This window comes from Mesorhizobium sp. M1252, from assembly GCF_040318265.1.
Classification (GTDB): domain Bacteria; phylum Pseudomonadota; class Alphaproteobacteria; order Rhizobiales; family Rhizobiaceae; genus Mesorhizobium.
On record NZ_JAMYLX010000009.1, the window covers coordinates 186,674 to 201,857 of the forward strand.

At 62.4% G+C, this 15,184-nt stretch carries 17 protein-coding genes and 1 pseudogene; 14 read left to right on the top strand and 4 right to left on the bottom strand.

The genetic code is table 11. The annotated features are described in order from the left end of the window. Window positions 1-77: 77 nt before the first annotated feature. Both NKH22_RS19630 and NKH22_RS19635 read right to left on the bottom strand, forming a co-directional pair. The gene (locus tag NKH22_RS19630; RefSeq protein ID WP_352910618.1) at window positions 78-455 is read right to left on the bottom strand and encodes a VOC family protein; all 378 of its coding nucleotides are present in this window, start codon (window positions 453-455) and stop codon (window positions 78-80) included. Between the two features lie 34 nt (window positions 456-489). Further along, a complete protein-coding gene (locus NKH22_RS19635; RefSeq protein ID WP_023706193.1) occupies window positions 490-1,026 on the bottom strand; it encodes a hypothetical protein in 537 nt (178 codons plus the stop codon). A gap of 87 nt (window positions 1,027-1,113) precedes the next feature. Between NKH22_RS19635 and NKH22_RS19640 the strand changes: the two genes are divergently transcribed. Next, window positions 1,114-1,965, top strand: coding sequence for a helix-turn-helix transcriptional regulator (locus NKH22_RS19640; RefSeq protein WP_352802760.1), 852 nt, complete (start codon window positions 1,114-1,116; stop codon window positions 1,963-1,965). Between the two features lie 223 nt (window positions 1,966-2,188). Beyond that, window positions 2,189-4,978, top strand: coding sequence for a DNA gyrase subunit A (gene gyrA / locus NKH22_RS19645; protein WP_023696506.1), 2,790 nt, complete (start codon window positions 2,189-2,191; stop codon window positions 4,976-4,978). Window positions 4,979-5,034: 56 nt separating this feature from the next. On the opposite strand, the gene NKH22_RS19650 is transcribed toward gyrA, so the two are convergent. After that, window positions 5,035-5,181 carry a hypothetical protein gene (locus tag NKH22_RS19650; protein WP_023670953.1) on the bottom strand — a complete coding sequence of 49 codons (147 nt, stop codon included), beginning with the start codon at window positions 5,179-5,181 and terminating at the stop codon, window positions 5,035-5,037. Between the two features lie 194 nt (window positions 5,182-5,375). Between NKH22_RS19650 and coaD the strand changes: the two genes are divergently transcribed. The 7 genes and pseudogenes from coaD to tgt all read left to right on the top strand — a co-directional run bounded on the left by coaD (window position 5,376) and on the right by tgt (window position 10,026). Continuing rightward, a complete protein-coding gene (gene coaD / locus NKH22_RS19655; RefSeq protein WP_023726681.1) occupies window positions 5,376-5,876 on the top strand; it encodes a pantetheine-phosphate adenylyltransferase in 501 nt (166 codons plus the stop codon). Between the two features lie 169 nt (window positions 5,877-6,045). Then, window positions 6,046-6,540, top strand: a complete 495-nt coding sequence (locus NKH22_RS19660) for a peptidylprolyl isomerase (protein ID WP_245260645.1) — start codon at window positions 6,046-6,048, stop codon at window positions 6,538-6,540. A gap of 43 nt (window positions 6,541-6,583) precedes the next feature. Further along, on the top strand, window positions 6,584-7,096 hold the full coding sequence (locus NKH22_RS19665; RefSeq protein ID WP_023696509.1) for a peptidylprolyl isomerase: 513 nt from the start codon (window positions 6,584-6,586) through the stop codon (window positions 7,094-7,096). 12 nt (window positions 7,097-7,108) lie between these two features. Then, a complete protein-coding gene (locus NKH22_RS19670) occupies window positions 7,109-7,558 on the top strand; it encodes a DMT family transporter (RefSeq protein ID WP_023822231.1) in 450 nt (149 codons plus the stop codon). Next, on the top strand, window positions 7,558-8,646 hold the full coding sequence (queA, locus tag NKH22_RS19675) for a tRNA preQ1(34) S-adenosylmethionine ribosyltransferase-isomerase QueA (protein WP_023822230.1): 1,089 nt from the start codon (window positions 7,558-7,560) through the stop codon (window positions 8,644-8,646). The genes NKH22_RS19670 and queA overlap by 1 nt, the downstream gene beginning before the upstream one ends. Continuing rightward, window positions 8,636-8,903, top strand: a pseudogene (locus NKH22_RS19680) (hypothetical protein). The gene queA and the pseudogene NKH22_RS19680 overlap by 11 nt, the downstream one beginning before the upstream one ends. Then, window positions 8,896-10,026 (top strand): tRNA guanosine(34) transglycosylase Tgt, encoded by a 1,131-nt coding sequence (gene tgt / locus NKH22_RS19685; protein ID WP_023706199.1) that lies wholly within the window; start codon window positions 8,896-8,898, stop codon window positions 10,024-10,026. Before NKH22_RS19680 ends, tgt begins: the two are co-directional and overlap by 8 nt. 6 nt (window positions 10,027-10,032) lie before the next feature. On the opposite strand, the gene NKH22_RS19690 is transcribed toward tgt, so the two are convergent. Then, on the bottom strand, window positions 10,033-10,455 hold the full coding sequence (locus NKH22_RS19690) for a DUF4864 domain-containing protein (RefSeq protein WP_023684643.1): 423 nt from the start codon (window positions 10,453-10,455) through the stop codon (window positions 10,033-10,035). A 193-nt stretch (window positions 10,456-10,648) separates the two neighbouring features. Between NKH22_RS19690 and NKH22_RS19695 the strand changes: the two genes are divergently transcribed. The 5 genes from NKH22_RS19695 to NKH22_RS19715 all read left to right on the top strand — a co-directional run bounded on the left by NKH22_RS19695 (window position 10,649) and on the right by NKH22_RS19715 (window position 15,174). Continuing rightward, a complete protein-coding gene (locus NKH22_RS19695) occupies window positions 10,649-11,260 on the top strand; it encodes a DsbA family protein (protein WP_023700783.1) in 612 nt (203 codons plus the stop codon). A gap of 68 nt (window positions 11,261-11,328) precedes the next feature. Next, entirely contained in the window at window positions 11,329-11,565 is a 237-nt protein-coding gene (locus NKH22_RS19700) for an Lrp/AsnC family transcriptional regulator (RefSeq protein WP_023670963.1), read from the top strand. 307 nt (window positions 11,566-11,872) lie between these two features. Beyond that, the gene (locus NKH22_RS19705) at window positions 11,873-13,285 is read left to right on the top strand and encodes a circularly permuted type 2 ATP-grasp protein (RefSeq protein WP_023670964.1); all 1,413 of its coding nucleotides are present in this window, start codon (window positions 11,873-11,875) and stop codon (window positions 13,283-13,285) included. A 151-nt stretch (window positions 13,286-13,436) separates the two neighbouring features. After that, window positions 13,437-14,378: an alpha-E domain-containing protein gene (locus tag NKH22_RS19710; protein ID WP_023693403.1), complete on the top strand. Its 942-nt coding sequence runs from the start codon at window positions 13,437-13,439 to the stop codon at window positions 14,376-14,378. 1 nt (window position 14,379) lies between these two features. Next, window positions 14,380-15,174, top strand: coding sequence for a transglutaminase family protein (locus NKH22_RS19715; protein WP_023739978.1), 795 nt, complete (start codon window positions 14,380-14,382; stop codon window positions 15,172-15,174). The last annotated feature ends 10 nt before the right edge of the window (window positions 15,175-15,184 follow it).

Genomic DNA, 15,184 nt, shown 5'->3' on the forward strand with positions numbered 1-15,184 from the left:
TGCGCCACGATAGTGGTAGAGCAAAGCCTGGCCGGTGGGAACCGTCTGAGATGCCGATACCGGAGACGCCGGCTATGTTAGGCGGCAGCGTTGCAATAGGCCTCCAGGCGATAGCCGTCGGGATCGACGATGAAGGCAGCGTAATAGTCCTCGCCATAGTCGGCGCGCACGCCCGGCGCGCCATTGTCGCTGCCGCCTGCACGCAAGGCGGCGGCATGGAAGGCGACGACACTCTGCCTCGTCGGCGCGGCAAAGCAGAAATGCAGACCGGACTTCTCGTCCGATGGCACTGGCCGCTCCGCGTCGTTCACCCACAGCGCGACGGCTTGCGCACCATAACCCAGTGAGCCTGGCGACTGGCTGAGGCAGGAATAACCGAGCGGCTTTAGCGCGGCATCGTAGAAGGGCTTCGAAACGTTGGTGTCGCGGACGCCGATCGAGACATGGCCAAGCATGCTTTTGGTCACCTTTTTGCAATATGTTGCGTCATCAGTCGTGGGCGACGCGGCGCGCCAGGAACTCGACTTCGAGACGCCATGTCTTGCCATCGTCGTGCGAACGCTCGCCGAGCCAGCGGAAGCTGTCTTTGGTGATGCGCGAAAAGCTCCAGCGGACCGAGGAACCAGTGCCGTCGGCGCCGACCTGCACAATCGTGTCGCCTTCGGCGCGACCAAGCTGGCGGCTGTAGTATTGGTTGCGCGGGTCGCTCCAGAAGATGTGCCAGGCATCCGAGCCGGGATCATAGGCCCGCAGCGTTGTGCCATAGAAAGTCCATTTGCCGAGAGAAGGCGAGGGGCCGGCATCCCGCGCGGGCAGGATCCATACATCCTGGATCGCCCTGCCTTCCAGGACCCAGCCGAAATGCACCTCGCCGCGTCCGGTGAGAACCGTGCCGTCCTCGAGATGGCGCGTGGCATCGAATGTCCAGGCGCCGACGAAGCGGCCGTAGAGATCAAGCTTGTCAGCCAGACCGGGGTTGGGGCCGTCGCTGTGGAGCGCTTCGGCAAAGGAGGATGTACCGATCATACTTGCTGCCTTCGTTGTGTCAGGAGGCTGCAAGCGATAGGCCCCGGCAGGGTGTCGCGCTTGGGAAAAATTGCTATCTTTCAAGCCATGACGACGAGCGAACAAAACCTGGCATCGGGGCAGGGCTGGCATGTGTCCGACGTGCTGTGCACGGCCGGCGCCGGCGACCGCCCGTTCGAGGAGGCGCACGACACCTTCTGCGTTGCCGCTGTCACCAGCGGCACCTTCCGCTACCGCACCAGGCAAGGCGCCGCCATGCTGGCGCCGGGCGCAATCCTGCTCGGCAATGTCGGCGCCTGCTATGAATGCGGGCATGAGCATGGCGCCGGCGACCGTTGCCTGTCCTTCCACTTCGCTCCGGCCTATCTCGACCGCATCGCCAGCGACGTGCCCGGCGCGAGCAAGCTCGCCTTCGGCGTGCCGCATATGCCGCCCTTGCCGGCGCTCGCATCGCTGCTGGCCGAGGCGGAAGCGGCGCGCGAGATGGTCGACATCGACGCCTTTGAAGAGCTTGGCCTGCGAATTGCCGGCGCAGCACTGGCAGTTGCCGGCGCAGCACTGCCCGTCGCCAGCGATGCGGTGCCTGGCGTTCGACCGCCGAGCCGCCGCGACCAGAAACGGGTTGCCGAGGCGGTGCGGCAGATCGAGCTCAATGCCGACAGGCCGGTCTCGCTTTCCGAGCTTGCCTGCGCGACGGCGACCAGCCCGTATCATTTCCTGCGCACCTTCCGGCAGGTCGCCGGCATGACGCCCTATCAGTTTCTGCTGAGAACCCGGCTGCACCGCGCGGCGGTGCGGCTGCGCATGTCAGGCGATGCCATCTCGGCAATCGCCTTCGAGGCCGGTTTCAACGATTTGTCGACGTTCAACCGCCGTTTCCGGCGCGTCATGGGTGAGACGCCTGGCCACTATCGCGCCCGGCGGGTGGCTACCCGCTAATGCGTCCGCCTGCCTCCTGATACGTTCTTGGCTTGGAAAACGGTCCATCGCAGGCTTTTGCCCTGGCGGCGGCGAAATGCGTTATGGCCAAATCGTCGCAATCAGCTTTATCCATTTGAAATTACCACTGAAATCGTCATTGGAAAAGCACCACGAATATTGGAGTTTCGGCCGTGCTTCCTATATAAGCGGTCAGTGATTCCTGATTAGATTGTGATCCGATTTGACCGACCAAAAACCCCCGCGCGGCGCCGACGGCGGCCCTACCGGCATCGAGCCCATCTCCATCATCGAGGAGATGCAGAGCTCCTACCTCTCTTATGCCATGAGCGTGATCGTCAGCCGTGCGCTGCCCGATGTGCGCGACGGCCTGAAGCCGGTGCACCGCCGCATTCTCTATGCGGCGCATGAGAGCGGCTACCACTGGAACCGCAAATATGTGAAATCGGCCCGCCCGGTCGCGGACGTGATGGGTAAATACCATCCGCATGGCGACGCCTCGATCTACGACGCCTTGGTGCGCATGGCGCAGGACTGGTCTCTGCGCGTGCCGCTGATCGACGGGCAGGGTAATTTCGGCTCCATCGACGGCGATCCGCCGGCGGCGATGCGCTACACCGAATCGCGGCTGACCAAGGTCGCACATGAGCTGCTGGAGGACATCGACAAGGAAACCGTCGATTTCCAGGAGACTTATGACGCCTCCGACACCGAGCCGAAGGTGCTGCCGGCGCGCTTCCCCAACCTTCTGGTCAACGGTTCCGGGGGCATTGCCGTCGGCATGGCCACCAACATTCCGCCGCATAATCTGGCCGAGATCTGCAACGGCGCGATCGCCATCATCGACAATCCGGCAATCGACTTGCCGGCGCTGATGGAGATCATTCCGGGTCCCGATTTCCCGACCGGCGGCATTGTGCTCGGCCGTTCCGGCATCTACAGCGCCTATGCGACTGGCCGTGGCTCCATCGTCATGCGCGGCAAGGTCAATGTCGAACAGCGCGGAAACGACCGTGAATCGATCATCATCACGGAAGTCCCGTACCAGGTGAACAAGGCCTCGATGATCGAGAAAATGGCCGAGCTGGTGCGCGACAAGCGCATCGAAGGCATTTCCGACATTCGCGACGAAAGCGACCGCCAGGGCTACCGCGTCGTCATCGAGCTGAAGCGCGACGCTGTCGCCGACGTCATTCTCAACCAGCTTTACCGCTTCACGCCGCTGCAGACCTCCTTCGGCGCCAATATGGTGGCGCTGAACGGCGGCAAGCCGGAAGTGATGAACCTGACCGACATGCTGAAGGCGTTTGTCAGCTTCCGCGAAGAGGTGATTAGCCGGCGCACGAAATTCCTGCTGCGCAAGGCGCGCGACCGCGCCCACGTGCTGGTCGGCCTCGCCATCGCCGTCGCCAACATCGACGAAGTGATCAAGCTGATCCGCACCGCGCCCGATCCGCAGACGGCGCGCGAGCAGTTGATGGAGCGGCGCTGGCCCTCCGGGGACGTGGAGTCATTGATTCTGCTGATCGACGATCCGCGCCATCGCATCAATGAGGATGGCACCTACAACCTCTCCGAGGAACAGGCGCGCGCAATCCTCGAACTGCGCCTGCAGCGCCTGACCGCGCTCGGCCGTGACGAAATCGCCGACGAGCTGAACACCATCGGCGACGAGATCAAGGATTACCTCGATATTCTGTCGTCCCGCGCCCGCATCCAGCAGATCGTCAAGGACGAGCTTGCCGCCGTGCGCGACGAGTTCGGCACGCCGCGCCGCACCGAGCTCACCGACGGCGGCGCCGACATGGAAGACGAGGACCTGATCCAGCGCGAGGACATGGTCGTCACCGTCAGCCATTCCGGCTACATCAAGCGCGTGCCGCTGTCGCTCTACCGGGCGCAACGCCGCGGCGGCAAGGGCCGCTCCGGTATGTCGACCAAGGAAGAGGATTTCGTCACCCGGCTGTTTGTGGCCAACACGCATACGCCGGTGCTGTTCTTCTCCTCGCGCGGCATCGTCTACAAGGAAAAGGTCTGGCGGCTGCCAATCGGCAATCCGCAGTCGCGCGGCAAGGCGCTGATCAACATGCTGCCGCTGGAGCAGGGCGAGCGCATCACCACCATCATGCCGCTGCCCGAGGACGAGACCAGCTGGGGCGAACTCGACGTCATGTTCGCCACCACGCGCGGCACCGTTCGCCGCAACAAGCTGTCCGAATTCGTCCAGGTCAACCGCAATGGCAAGATCGCCATGAAGCTGGAGGAGGAGGGCGACGAGATTCTCGGCGTCGAGACCTGCACAGACAATGACGATGTGCTTTTGACCGCCAGCTCCGGCCAGTGCATCCGCTTCCGCGTTGGCGATGTGCGCGTCTTCCAGAGCCGCAATTCGGTCGGCGTGCGCGGCATAAGCATGGCCGAGACCGACCGCATCATCTCCATGTCGGTGATCGAGCATGTCGATGCTTCACCGGCGGAACGCTCCGCCTACCTCAAGCGGGCAGCACTGGAGCGGCGGCTTGCCGCCGAGGTGACCGGCGAGGAAGAAGAGATTGCACTCACCAATGAGGAGATTGGCGAGGAGACCGAGCTTTCCGACAGCCGTTACGAAGAGCTCAAGGCGCATGAGCAGTATGTGCTGACGGTGACCGAATATGGCTACGGCAAGCGCTCGTCATCCTACGATTTCCGCCTGACCGGACGCGGCGGCAAAGGCATCCGAGCCACCGACGTGTCGAAGGTGGCCGAGATCGGCCAGCTGGTGGCGACTTTCCCGGTCGGCAATGACGACCAGATCATGTTGGTTTCGGATGGCGGCACGGTCATCCGGGTGCCGGTCAACGGTATCCGTTTCGCCAGCCGCGCCACCAAGGGCGTGACCATCTTCAACACCGCCGAAGGCGAGAAGGTCGTTTCGGTCGAACGGATTTCGGAGCCGCAGGCCGACGAGGATGTCGAAGAGGGTGTCATTGAGGCCGGCGCCGGAGATGCCGTACCGGACAGCACCGAATAGGTTTGAGCAACAACGCCGGCCCGATGGGCCGGCGCAAACAAGAAACTAGCAATAAATCAGGGGCGACGGTGGGGCCAGCGAGCGCCGAAACCTTCGAACCGCTTTGTGCGGACACGGACGCGCTCTGCCTCGCTATGCAATCCGAATGCGGTGGCGATCAGCATGGCGACGGTCATTGCGGTGGCGAGCATGTAGATCAGCATGTGCGTGTTCTCCTGCGCCTATCCAACGGTTAGATCGGGTTTTGGTTTCATCTTCCGAAGTGCAAACTAGCGAACGCGGCGTGAAGTCTTCGTGATCAAGGCATTCATCTGTCGTTCATGTCTGCGAAAAGGTTCACGCAGATGTTCCCAATCGCATTTGCCTTCCGCCCAATGCCCCGCTAGAAGCACCTCCCATGACCGATCGCATCGCCCTTTATGCCGGCTCCTTCGACCCGCTGACCAACGGCCATCTCGATGTGCTGAAGGCATCGCTGGCTGTCGCCGACACGGTATATGCGGCGATCGGCACCCATCCCGGCAAGACGCCGCTGTTTTCCTTCGACGAACGGGTGAAGCTAATCGAGGCCGCGACGAACGCCGAATTCGGCCGCGACGGAGCCCGCATTAGGGTTGTCGCCTTTGACGGGCTGGTCATCGACGCGGCCCGCAAGCATGGCGCCTCGATCATGATCCGAGGCCTGCGCGACGGCACCGATCTCGATTACGAGATGCAGATGGCTGGCATGAACGAGACCATGGCGCCGGAACTGCAGACGGTTTTTCTGCCCGCCAGCCCATCGGTACGCACCATTACCGCCACACTTGTGCGCCAGATAGCCTCGATGGGCGGAGACATCCGTCCCTTCGTACCGGCCGCCGTTGCCGGTGCGCTCACCGCCAAATTCGCGAAATAGTGCATGTCGCCCCAAAGTGGATGCCGGTTTTTGGGGCAACGACATGCACCCTAACAAAGACCTTCGGAGATCCCTTATGCAGCTGAAAAAGCTCGCCTCGTTCCTCGTCGTGCTTGCCGGTCTCGTGACCTCATCCGTTTCGGCCTTCGCCGCCGAACCGGAAAACACCATGGTCATCACCTTGAAGAACGGCGACGTCACCATCGCGCTACGCCCCGACCTGGCACCCAAGCATGTCGCGCAGATCAAGAAGCTGGTGCGTGAAGGCGCTTATAACGATGTCGCATTCCACCGGGTCATCAACGGCTTTATGGCGCAGACCGGCGACGTCAAGTTCGGCAACATGAAGAAGGGGTTCAGCCCCGAGGCCGTCGGCACCGGCGGTTCAGACCTGCCCGACCTGCCGGCCGAATTCTCGCAAAGCGAACATTTCAAGCGCGGCACGCTCGGCATGGCCCGCTCGCAGGACCCGAACTCCGCCAATTCGCAGTTCTTCATCATGTTCGCGCCGGCGCCGAACCTCGATGGCCAGTACACCATCGTTGGCAGTGTCGTCAGCGGCATGGAGATGGTGGACAAGATCAAGAAGGGCGACGAGGCCGACAACGGCACGGTCAGCGAGCCCGACCGCATGATCAAGGTACGCATCGCCGCCGACAAGTAAACCAATCAAATCAATCTGTTTTCTGAGATAAAGGATATACGACATGGCTGAGATCAAGGACCGCGAGAACGCGCTCATCCTGGAAACGACCAAGGGCAAGGTCGTCATCGAACTGTTCCCCGATTTGGCTCCCGGCCACGTCGCCCGCATCAAGGAACTGGCCCGCGAAGGCGCCTATGACGGCGTGGTCTTCCACCGCGTCATCGAAGGCTTCATGGCGCAGACCGGCGACGTGAAGTTCGGCAATTCGTCGAAGCCGACCTTCGCGCCTTCGCGTGCGGGCATGGGCGGCTCGGAAAAGCCGGACCTGAAGGCTGAGTTCTCCAACGCCAACCATGGTCGCGGCACCTGCTCGATGGCCCGTTCGCAGAACCCGAACTCGGCCAATTCGCAGTTCTTCATCTGCTTCGACGATGCCGCTTTCCTCAACCGCCAGTACACGGTCTGGGGCCAGGTCATCGAAGGCATGGACAATGTCGACAAGATCAAGCGCGGTGAGCCGGTGGTCGATCCCGACAAGATCGTGTCGCTGAAGGTCGCGGCCGACGTCAAGTAAGGACAAACGAAGATGATGGGCGTGGTCTGGTCGCTGCTCGGCATCCTGTCAGGCGCCTTCATCGCCGTCCAGGCGCCGATCAACTCGCAGCTGGCGCGCGGCCTGGGGCTCCCGGTCGCGGCTGCTGCGTTTTCGTTCCTGTCGGGCGCGATCGTGCTTGGTATCATCTCCATTGCCGTTGTGCGGCTGCAGGACATCTCGCTCGACTGGAAGGCGCCGGCGCCTTGGCTGTTCATCGCCGGCGGCATGCTCGGCGGTTTCTATGTTACCCTGTCAACCATTCTTACGCCGCGCATTGGTGCAGCCGCGTTGATGGCGTTCCTGGTTGCCGGCCAGTTGCTGGCCGGCATGCTGATCGATCGCGTCGGCTTTCTCGGCGTGGCGGCGCGCGAGATTTCGCTCGGCCGCATCGCCGGCGCGGTGCTGCTGTTGGCCGGAGCGCTGCTCGTCCGGCTCTACTGATGCGCGTCGACCTCTTCGACTTCGACCTGCCTGAGGAGCGCATCGCGCTTCGCCCGGCCGAGCCGCGCGACAGCGCCAGAATGCTGGTGGTCAGGCCGGGCGAGGGTCTTTCGGATCGCACGGTTGGCGACCTTCCGTCCTTGCTCAGGGCTGGCGATGTTCTGGTCTTCAACGACACCAAGGTCATTCCTGCCCAGTTAAGAGGCATCAGGCGGCGCGGCGAAGCGCAGGCGCAGGTGGACGCCACGCTGCATATGCGCATGGCGCCGGACCGCTGGCTGGCCTTCATGCGGCCTGGCAAGCGCATCGCCGCCGGCGACCGCATCCATTTCGGCCATGACGGCAATTCCTGTTTTCTCGGCCAACTCGACGCCACGGTGATCGAGAAGGGCGAGGCGGGCGAGGTGCTGCTCGGCTTCGACCTCTCCGGCCCGTTTCTCGACGAAGCGCTGCGCGCCGTCGGCCACATCCCGCTGCCGCCCTATATCGCCTCCAAGCGCAACGACGACGCGCGCGACCTGACGGATTACCAGACCATCTATGCCAAGGAGGAGGGCGCAGTCGCTGCCCCCACCGCAGGCCTGCATTTCACGCCGGAGCTGTTTGCCGCGCTCGACGCCAAAGGCATCGAACGCCGCTTCGTCACCTTGCATGTCGGCGCCGGCACCTTCCTGCCGGTCAAGGCGGACGATACCGCTGACCACAAGATGCATGCCGAGACCGGCTCGGTCAGCGAAGCAACAGCCGACGCTCTGAATGGCGCCAAGGCGCGGGGCGGGCGCATCATCGCTGTCGGCACGACCTCGCTGCGCCTGCTGGAGAGCGCGGCACGGCCTGATGGCTCGCTGACCGCCTGGTCCGGCCCGACCGACATCTTCATCACGCCGGGCTATCGGTTCAAGACCGCCGACCTGCTGATGACCAATTTCCATCTGCCGCGTTCGACGCTGTTCATGCTGGTTACGGCCTTCAGCGGCCTCGATACAATGCGCGCGGCCTATGCGCATGCCATCGGGAACGATTACAGATTCTACTCCTACGGAGACGCAAGCCTGCTTTATCGAGCGGAGATGAGCGATGGACGATGACCTGCAAGCTTTTGATCGCGAGAGCCTGATCGCCGAAGTGAAGAAATTGCGTGCCGGCATTCGCCAGCATCGCGATGCCACCGGCCACGATTTGCTGGCATCACCCCAACCTGTGGGATCTGCTGCCGGAAAGGACCGATCCATCGATTGCCGTGCCGCCCTGGCCGAGATTTATGCGCGGCTGCATCCACTACCGGCAGTCGCTCGACAGGCAGGCGCCAGGCGCGCCTGTCCATGACAAGGAATTCAATGGCTGAGACATTCACCTTCAAGATCCTCGCCACTGACGGCAAGGCGCGGCGCGGTTCCATCACCATGCCGCGCGGCGAAATCCGCACGCCGGCCTTCATGCCGGTCGGCACCGGCGGCACGGTCAAGGCCATGTATATGGACCAGGTGCGCGGCGTCGGCGCCGACATCATCCTGGGCAACACCTATCATCTGATGCTGCGGCCCGGCGCCGAGCGCGTGGCGCGGCTTGGTGGCTTGCATGAATTCGCCCGCTGGCCGCAGCCGATCCTGACCGACAGTGGCGGTTTTCAGGTCATGTCGCTGTCGAAGCTCAGAAAATTGACCGAGAAGGGCGTCACCTTTCGCTCGCACATTGACGGCGCTGCCTACGAGATGTCGCCGGAGCGCTCGATCGAGATCCAGGGCCTGCTCGATTCCGACATCCAGATGCAGCTCGACGAATGCACAGCGCTGCCGGCCGACCTCAAGCAGATCGAGCGCGCGATGGAGCTGTCGCTGCGCTGGGCCGAGCGCTGCAAGACAGCGTTCGGCGACCAGCCCGGCAAGGCCATGTTCGGCATCGTCCAGGGTGGCGACAACGCAGCACTCAGGGTGCGCTCGGCGCAGGCGCTGAGCGCGATGGAGCTGAAGGGCTATGCCGTCGGCGGCCTGGCCGTCGGCGAGCCGCAAGCGGTGATGCTGGATATGCTGGAGATCACCTGTCCGGAATTGCCTGACAACAAGCCTCGATATCTCATGGGCGTCGGCACGCCGGACGACATCGTGAAATCGGTGGCGCGCGGCATCGACATGTTCGACTGCGTGATGCCGACCCGCGCCGGCCGCCATGGCCTGGCCTATACCAGGCGCGGCAAGGTCAATCTCAGGAATGCCCGCCATGCGGACGATCCGCGGCCGCTGGACGAGGAGAGTGACTGCCCGGCGGCACGCGACTATTCACGCGCGTATCTGCATCATCTCGTGCGCTCGCAGGAGGCGCTGGGCGCGATGCTTCTGACCTGGAACAACCTGTCTTACTATCAGAAGCTGATGCAGGACGTTCGCGCCGCGATCGAGGCAAAGGCCTTCGAGGCGCGCACATCAGACATTTCAGAGGGATGGGCGAGGGGCGATATTCCGGTGCTATAAGCACATCTAGGTGCTGAGCGAATTCGCTGCGCGCAAGCTGCAGCCGGTGATTTGAAAGCTGCCGTCGGGCTGCTGTTCCAGCGTGTAGACCGCCTCATAGTCCTTGCCGTCGGGCCCAACGATCAGCACTTGCTGGATTAGCGAAGTTGGCCCCATCTGCTCGACCTTGCCGAAGGAATAGCTCTGCGGCTGGCGCACCGGCGGATAGCCGTTGGTCACCATGTTCATGAAGGTGTCGACGGTCGGAAAGATGCGCTTCACATTTGGAGCGGCGAAACTGTACGCCTTGGCGCCATCATTGGCGATGAGCGCCTTCAACTGACCATCGATGACGGCCTGGCCGGCCTTGACTTCGGCGTCGCCGGCAAGGGCTGCCGACACGAACAACGCGAACAGCAATGAAACAACTGCGAATGCGGTGCGGCGCATGGCCTGTCTCCATTGTCCCCCAACAAAACCTGTCCCGGGACGCATCATACCATACGCTTTGCGGAGCCTCACGGTTTCAGCAACCGCAATATTCGCCACGCAAGTGCCACATGATCATGCTTAAGCCTCCTTTAACGCGGGGCGCGCATCGTAGGGACGGGTGGGGACCCGTTCGCGCAACCAGGGGACGACCATGTTCAAGCAGCCGATCGACCGGCGCCTTTTGCTGAAGGGCGCGGCAAGCCTCGCAGTTTTGGCCCCCTTGCCCGCCTGGGCAAGCACTGGGCCGACCGTCACGGAAGTCGCCTTTGATCCCGCCATTCCAGCGCTCGGCAACCCCGATGGCGACGTCACCATCGCCGAATTCGTCGACTATCAATGCCCGATCTGCAAGCTCGTCTTCGTCGAACTGAAGAAGTTGATGGAAGAGGACAGCGGCGTTCGGCTTGTGATGAAGGACTGGCCGATCTTCGGCGACGTGTCGCGCGACGCGGCGCGGGTGACGCTGCTGAGCGGCGAACACTATGGCGCGGCGGTCGATGCGCTGATGACCAACCAGCGCGGCCTTTCGGAACGCCGCACCAACGACATCCTTTCTTCCGTCGGTGTCGATGTGGCGATGGTGCGTGCCGACCTCGCCATCCGTGAACCCGATATCGACGCTGCCCTTGTCCGCACCGAAGTCCAGGCGACGGCGTTCAAGCTGCGCGGCACGCCAGCCCTGGTCATCGGCGGCAACTTGTATCGGCGCGGCATGCCGGTGTCCGAACTGAGACAAGCCGTCGCCAAGGCGCGCTCGGCCTGATGCTTGAAAGCCGGGCGGCAGTCTGCCACAAGGGCCGCTTGTGTGCTGAAGCTTGATCGGGACCGGCAATGAAGACGTTTTTCATGCAGATAAAGTGCGATCTGGGCAAGTCCTACGAGGTCGCCAGCGCGCTCGCCGATGCCGAAATCGCCTCGGAAATCTACTCGACCGCCGGCAATTACGACTTGCTTGCCAAATTCTACGTCGACGACGAGGAAGATGTCGGCCACTTCGTCAACGAGAAAGTGCAGATTATTCCCGGAATCAAGGACACCTTCACGGTCGTCACTTTCCGCGCATTCTAAAGCAATTCCAGGAAAAGTGTGAAGCGGTTTTCCGTCCGGAATTGCGGCAAAGCAAAAAGCCATGGCAGGTCGCCGTTTCCATGAAACGGTGAACTGCTATGGCCGCATCAGGCACTTGCCCGGTGAACTGCTAGAGCCGCATCAGGCACTTGCCCGGCGACAAGGCAGAGCCTGATTAAGGTCCTGTTCCGACTGCCCGAATTTTGGGCAGTCGGAACATACTGATCGCCGATATCCTCCAAATCACCGATTGCGCTTGATTTTCTCCCGCGACGCCAGTGAAATGGCGTCACAGGGGAGTATGCGATTGGCAGCGTTCGATGAAATGCTTCCGGAAGTTTCCGGGCTGAGACAACCGTATACGGCTTACGACCGCTGGCTGAAGGAGCAGGATCCGGCCAGGCTTACCGAAAAGATGCAGGACGCCGAGCGCGTCTTCCGCAAGACCGGCATTACCTTCGCCGTCTATGGCGAGCAGGAAGCCTCCGAGCGGCTGATCCCCTTCGACATCGTGCCGCGCATCATCTCCGGCAATGAATGGCGAAGGCTGACGCAAGGCATCGAGCAGCGCGTGCAGGCGCTGAACGCTTTCCTCGACGACATTTACCACCGCCAGGAAATCCTGCGCGCCGGCCGCGTGCCGAGGGAGCTGATCGCCAGGAACGAGGCGTTCCTGCCGGAAATGATCGGAGTGCGGCCGCCGGCCGGCGTCTACACCCACATTATCGGCGTCGATATCGTCCGCATCTCGGAGAACGAGTTCTACGTGCTGGAGGACAATGCGCGCACGCCGTCGGGGGTCTCCTACATGCTGGAGAACCGCGAGACGATGATGCAGCTCTTTCCCGAGCTGTTCCAGCAGATCAAGGTGCGGCCGGTGGAGAATTATCCGCAATTGCTGCGCCAGTCGCTGGCGGCAGTGCGGCCGCAAAGCACCAAGGGCGCACCGACCATTGCCGTGCTGACGCCGGGCAGCTTCAACTCCGCCTATTTCGAACATGCCTTCCTCGCCGACCAGATGGGCGTGCAACTGGTCGAAGGCCAGGATCTGCGCGTCGTAGACGGCCACGTCGCCATGCGCACGACCGAAGGCTACAAGCAGATCGACGTGCTTTACCGGCGCGTCGACGATTCCTTCCTCGATCCGCTGACCTTCCGGCCGGACTCGGCCCTTGGCGTGCCCGGCATCATGGACGTCTACCGCGCCGGCAACATCACCATCGCCAACGCGCCGGGAACCGGCATCGCCGACGACAAGGCGATTTATTCCTACATGCCCGACATCGTCGAGTTCTACACCGGCCGCAAGGCCATCCTCGGCAACATCCCGACCTGGCGCTGCTCGGAGCCCGACAGCCTGAAATACGTGCTCGAACACATCCATGAGCTGGTCATCAAGGAAGTGCACGGCTCCGGCGGCTACGGCATGCTGGTCGGCCCGGCTGCGACCAAGAAGGAATGCCAGGATTTCGCCAAGAAGCTGCAGGCGAAGCCCTCCAACTACATCGCCCAGCCGACGCTGGCGCTGTCGACTTGCCCGATCCTGACCGAAAAAGGTCTGTCGCCGCGCCATGTCGATCTCAGGCCCTATGTTCTGGTCTCCGACCGAATCCAGATCGTGCCCGGCGGCTTGACGCGGGTGGCGCTGAAGGAGGGGTCGTTGGTCGTGAATTCCTCGCAAGGCGGCGGGACGAAGGATACGTGGGTGTTGGACGATTAGGTAGGGAATAGGGCAGTAGGCAGTAGGCAGTAGGCAGTAGGCAGTAGGCAGTAGGCAGTAGAGGGACAAGAAATGCCGTATTCCACAGAGATTCAAATGTTTACTAATCCCTACTCACTAATCCCTACTCACTAACCCGAAGGGTCTTGCCATGCTTCTCGGCCGCACCGCCAACGGGCTCTACTGGATGAACCGTTATATCGAGCGGGCGGAAAACATGGCGCGTCTGGTCGATGCCGGCCTTCGCATGGCGCTGACCCGCACCCAGAGCGCGTCGGAAGAGTGGAATTCGGTGCTGCTCAGCGCCGGCTCCGACGTCACCTTCACGCAGAAATACAAGGACTATACCGCCGCCAATGTCGCCGACTTCCTGCTGCGCGACACCTCGAACCCGTCGAGCACGATGTCGGCGATCGAGACCGCTCGTAACAATGCCCGCATGGTGCGCACCGCGCTGACGCGCGAGACCTGGGAGAGCATCAACGAAGCCTGGATGGCCCTGAAGCGCATGCTGGCAAAGCCGATCGACGAGCGCGACTTGCCGAGCGTGCTCGACGCCATCAAGCGCGAGACGGCGCTGATTCGGGGCTCGTTTTACGGCACCATGCTGCGCAACGAAATCTTCGACTTCTCGCAGCTCGGCACCTATGTCGAGCGGGCCGACAACACGGCACGCATCCTCGACGTGAAATACTACGTGCTGCTGCCGTCGATCTCCTGGGTCGGCTCGAGCCTCGACAACTACCAATGGGAATCGATCCTGCGCTCGGTGTCGGCGCACCGTTCCTATCGCTGGGTCTATGAGGCCGACTACAAACCGACCAACATTGCCGACTATCTGATCCTCAATGTGCGCATGCCGCGCTCGCTGACCTTCTGTTATCGTTTTCTCGCCGAGCATCTGAAGTTCCTCGGCGACGATTATGGCGACCGTCATGCCTGCCACGCCACCGTCGACAGGACACAGGCGATGCTGCAGGCAGGGTCGATCAAGGACATATTCGACGCCGGCCTGCACGAATTCCTGGCCAGGTTCATTCAAGACAACACCAAGCTTGGCGAAGAGATCGCACAAGATTACCGGTTCAATTGATATGCGATTGAAAATCACCCATCGGACCGAATACCGCTACGACGCGCCGGTGCATTATCTGCTGCAGCGGCTGCGGCTGCTGCCGGTCAGCGGACCGACGCAGACCGTCTTGTCCTGGGCGCTGAAGATCGAGGGCGCGCGCGAGGAAGTCCGCTTCAACGACCATTTCGGCAACGATAACAGGTTGTTGAGCGTCGATGGCGAGCGCGACTTCATCACCGTCGAAGCCTCCGGCGAGGTTGTGACGCGCGACACAGCAGGCGTGTCCGGCCCGCATCACGGCTTTGCGCCGCTGTGGCTGTTCAGCCAGGAGACAGCTTTGACCATCCCCGGCGAGGGCATAAGCGAGCTTGCCGCGGCGGTCGGCAAAGGTACCGACATCGAAAGGCTGCATCGGCTGATGGCGCTGATCGTCGAGCGCGTCGCCTACACGCCGGGCACCACCAGCGTGACGACCCCGGCGGAAGAGGCATTGGCGCTGAAGACCGGCGTTTGCCAGGATCACAGCCACATCTTTGTCACCGCAGCCCGCGTCATGGGTTTTCCGGCCCGCTATGTCAGTGGCTATCTGATGATGGATGCGGCCATCGAGCAGGCGGCAAGCCATGCCTGGGCCGAAGCCCATGTTCAGGGTCTCGGCTGGGTCGCCTTCGACGCCGCCAACGGCATTTCCCCCGATGAACGCTATGTCAGGGTAGCCACCGGCCGTGATTATCGCGACGCCTCGCCGGTGTCGGGAATTCGACTGGGACAGGCGGAGGAACAGCTTGCAGTCACCGTCACGGTAGAGCAGTAGTCTCCGGCAA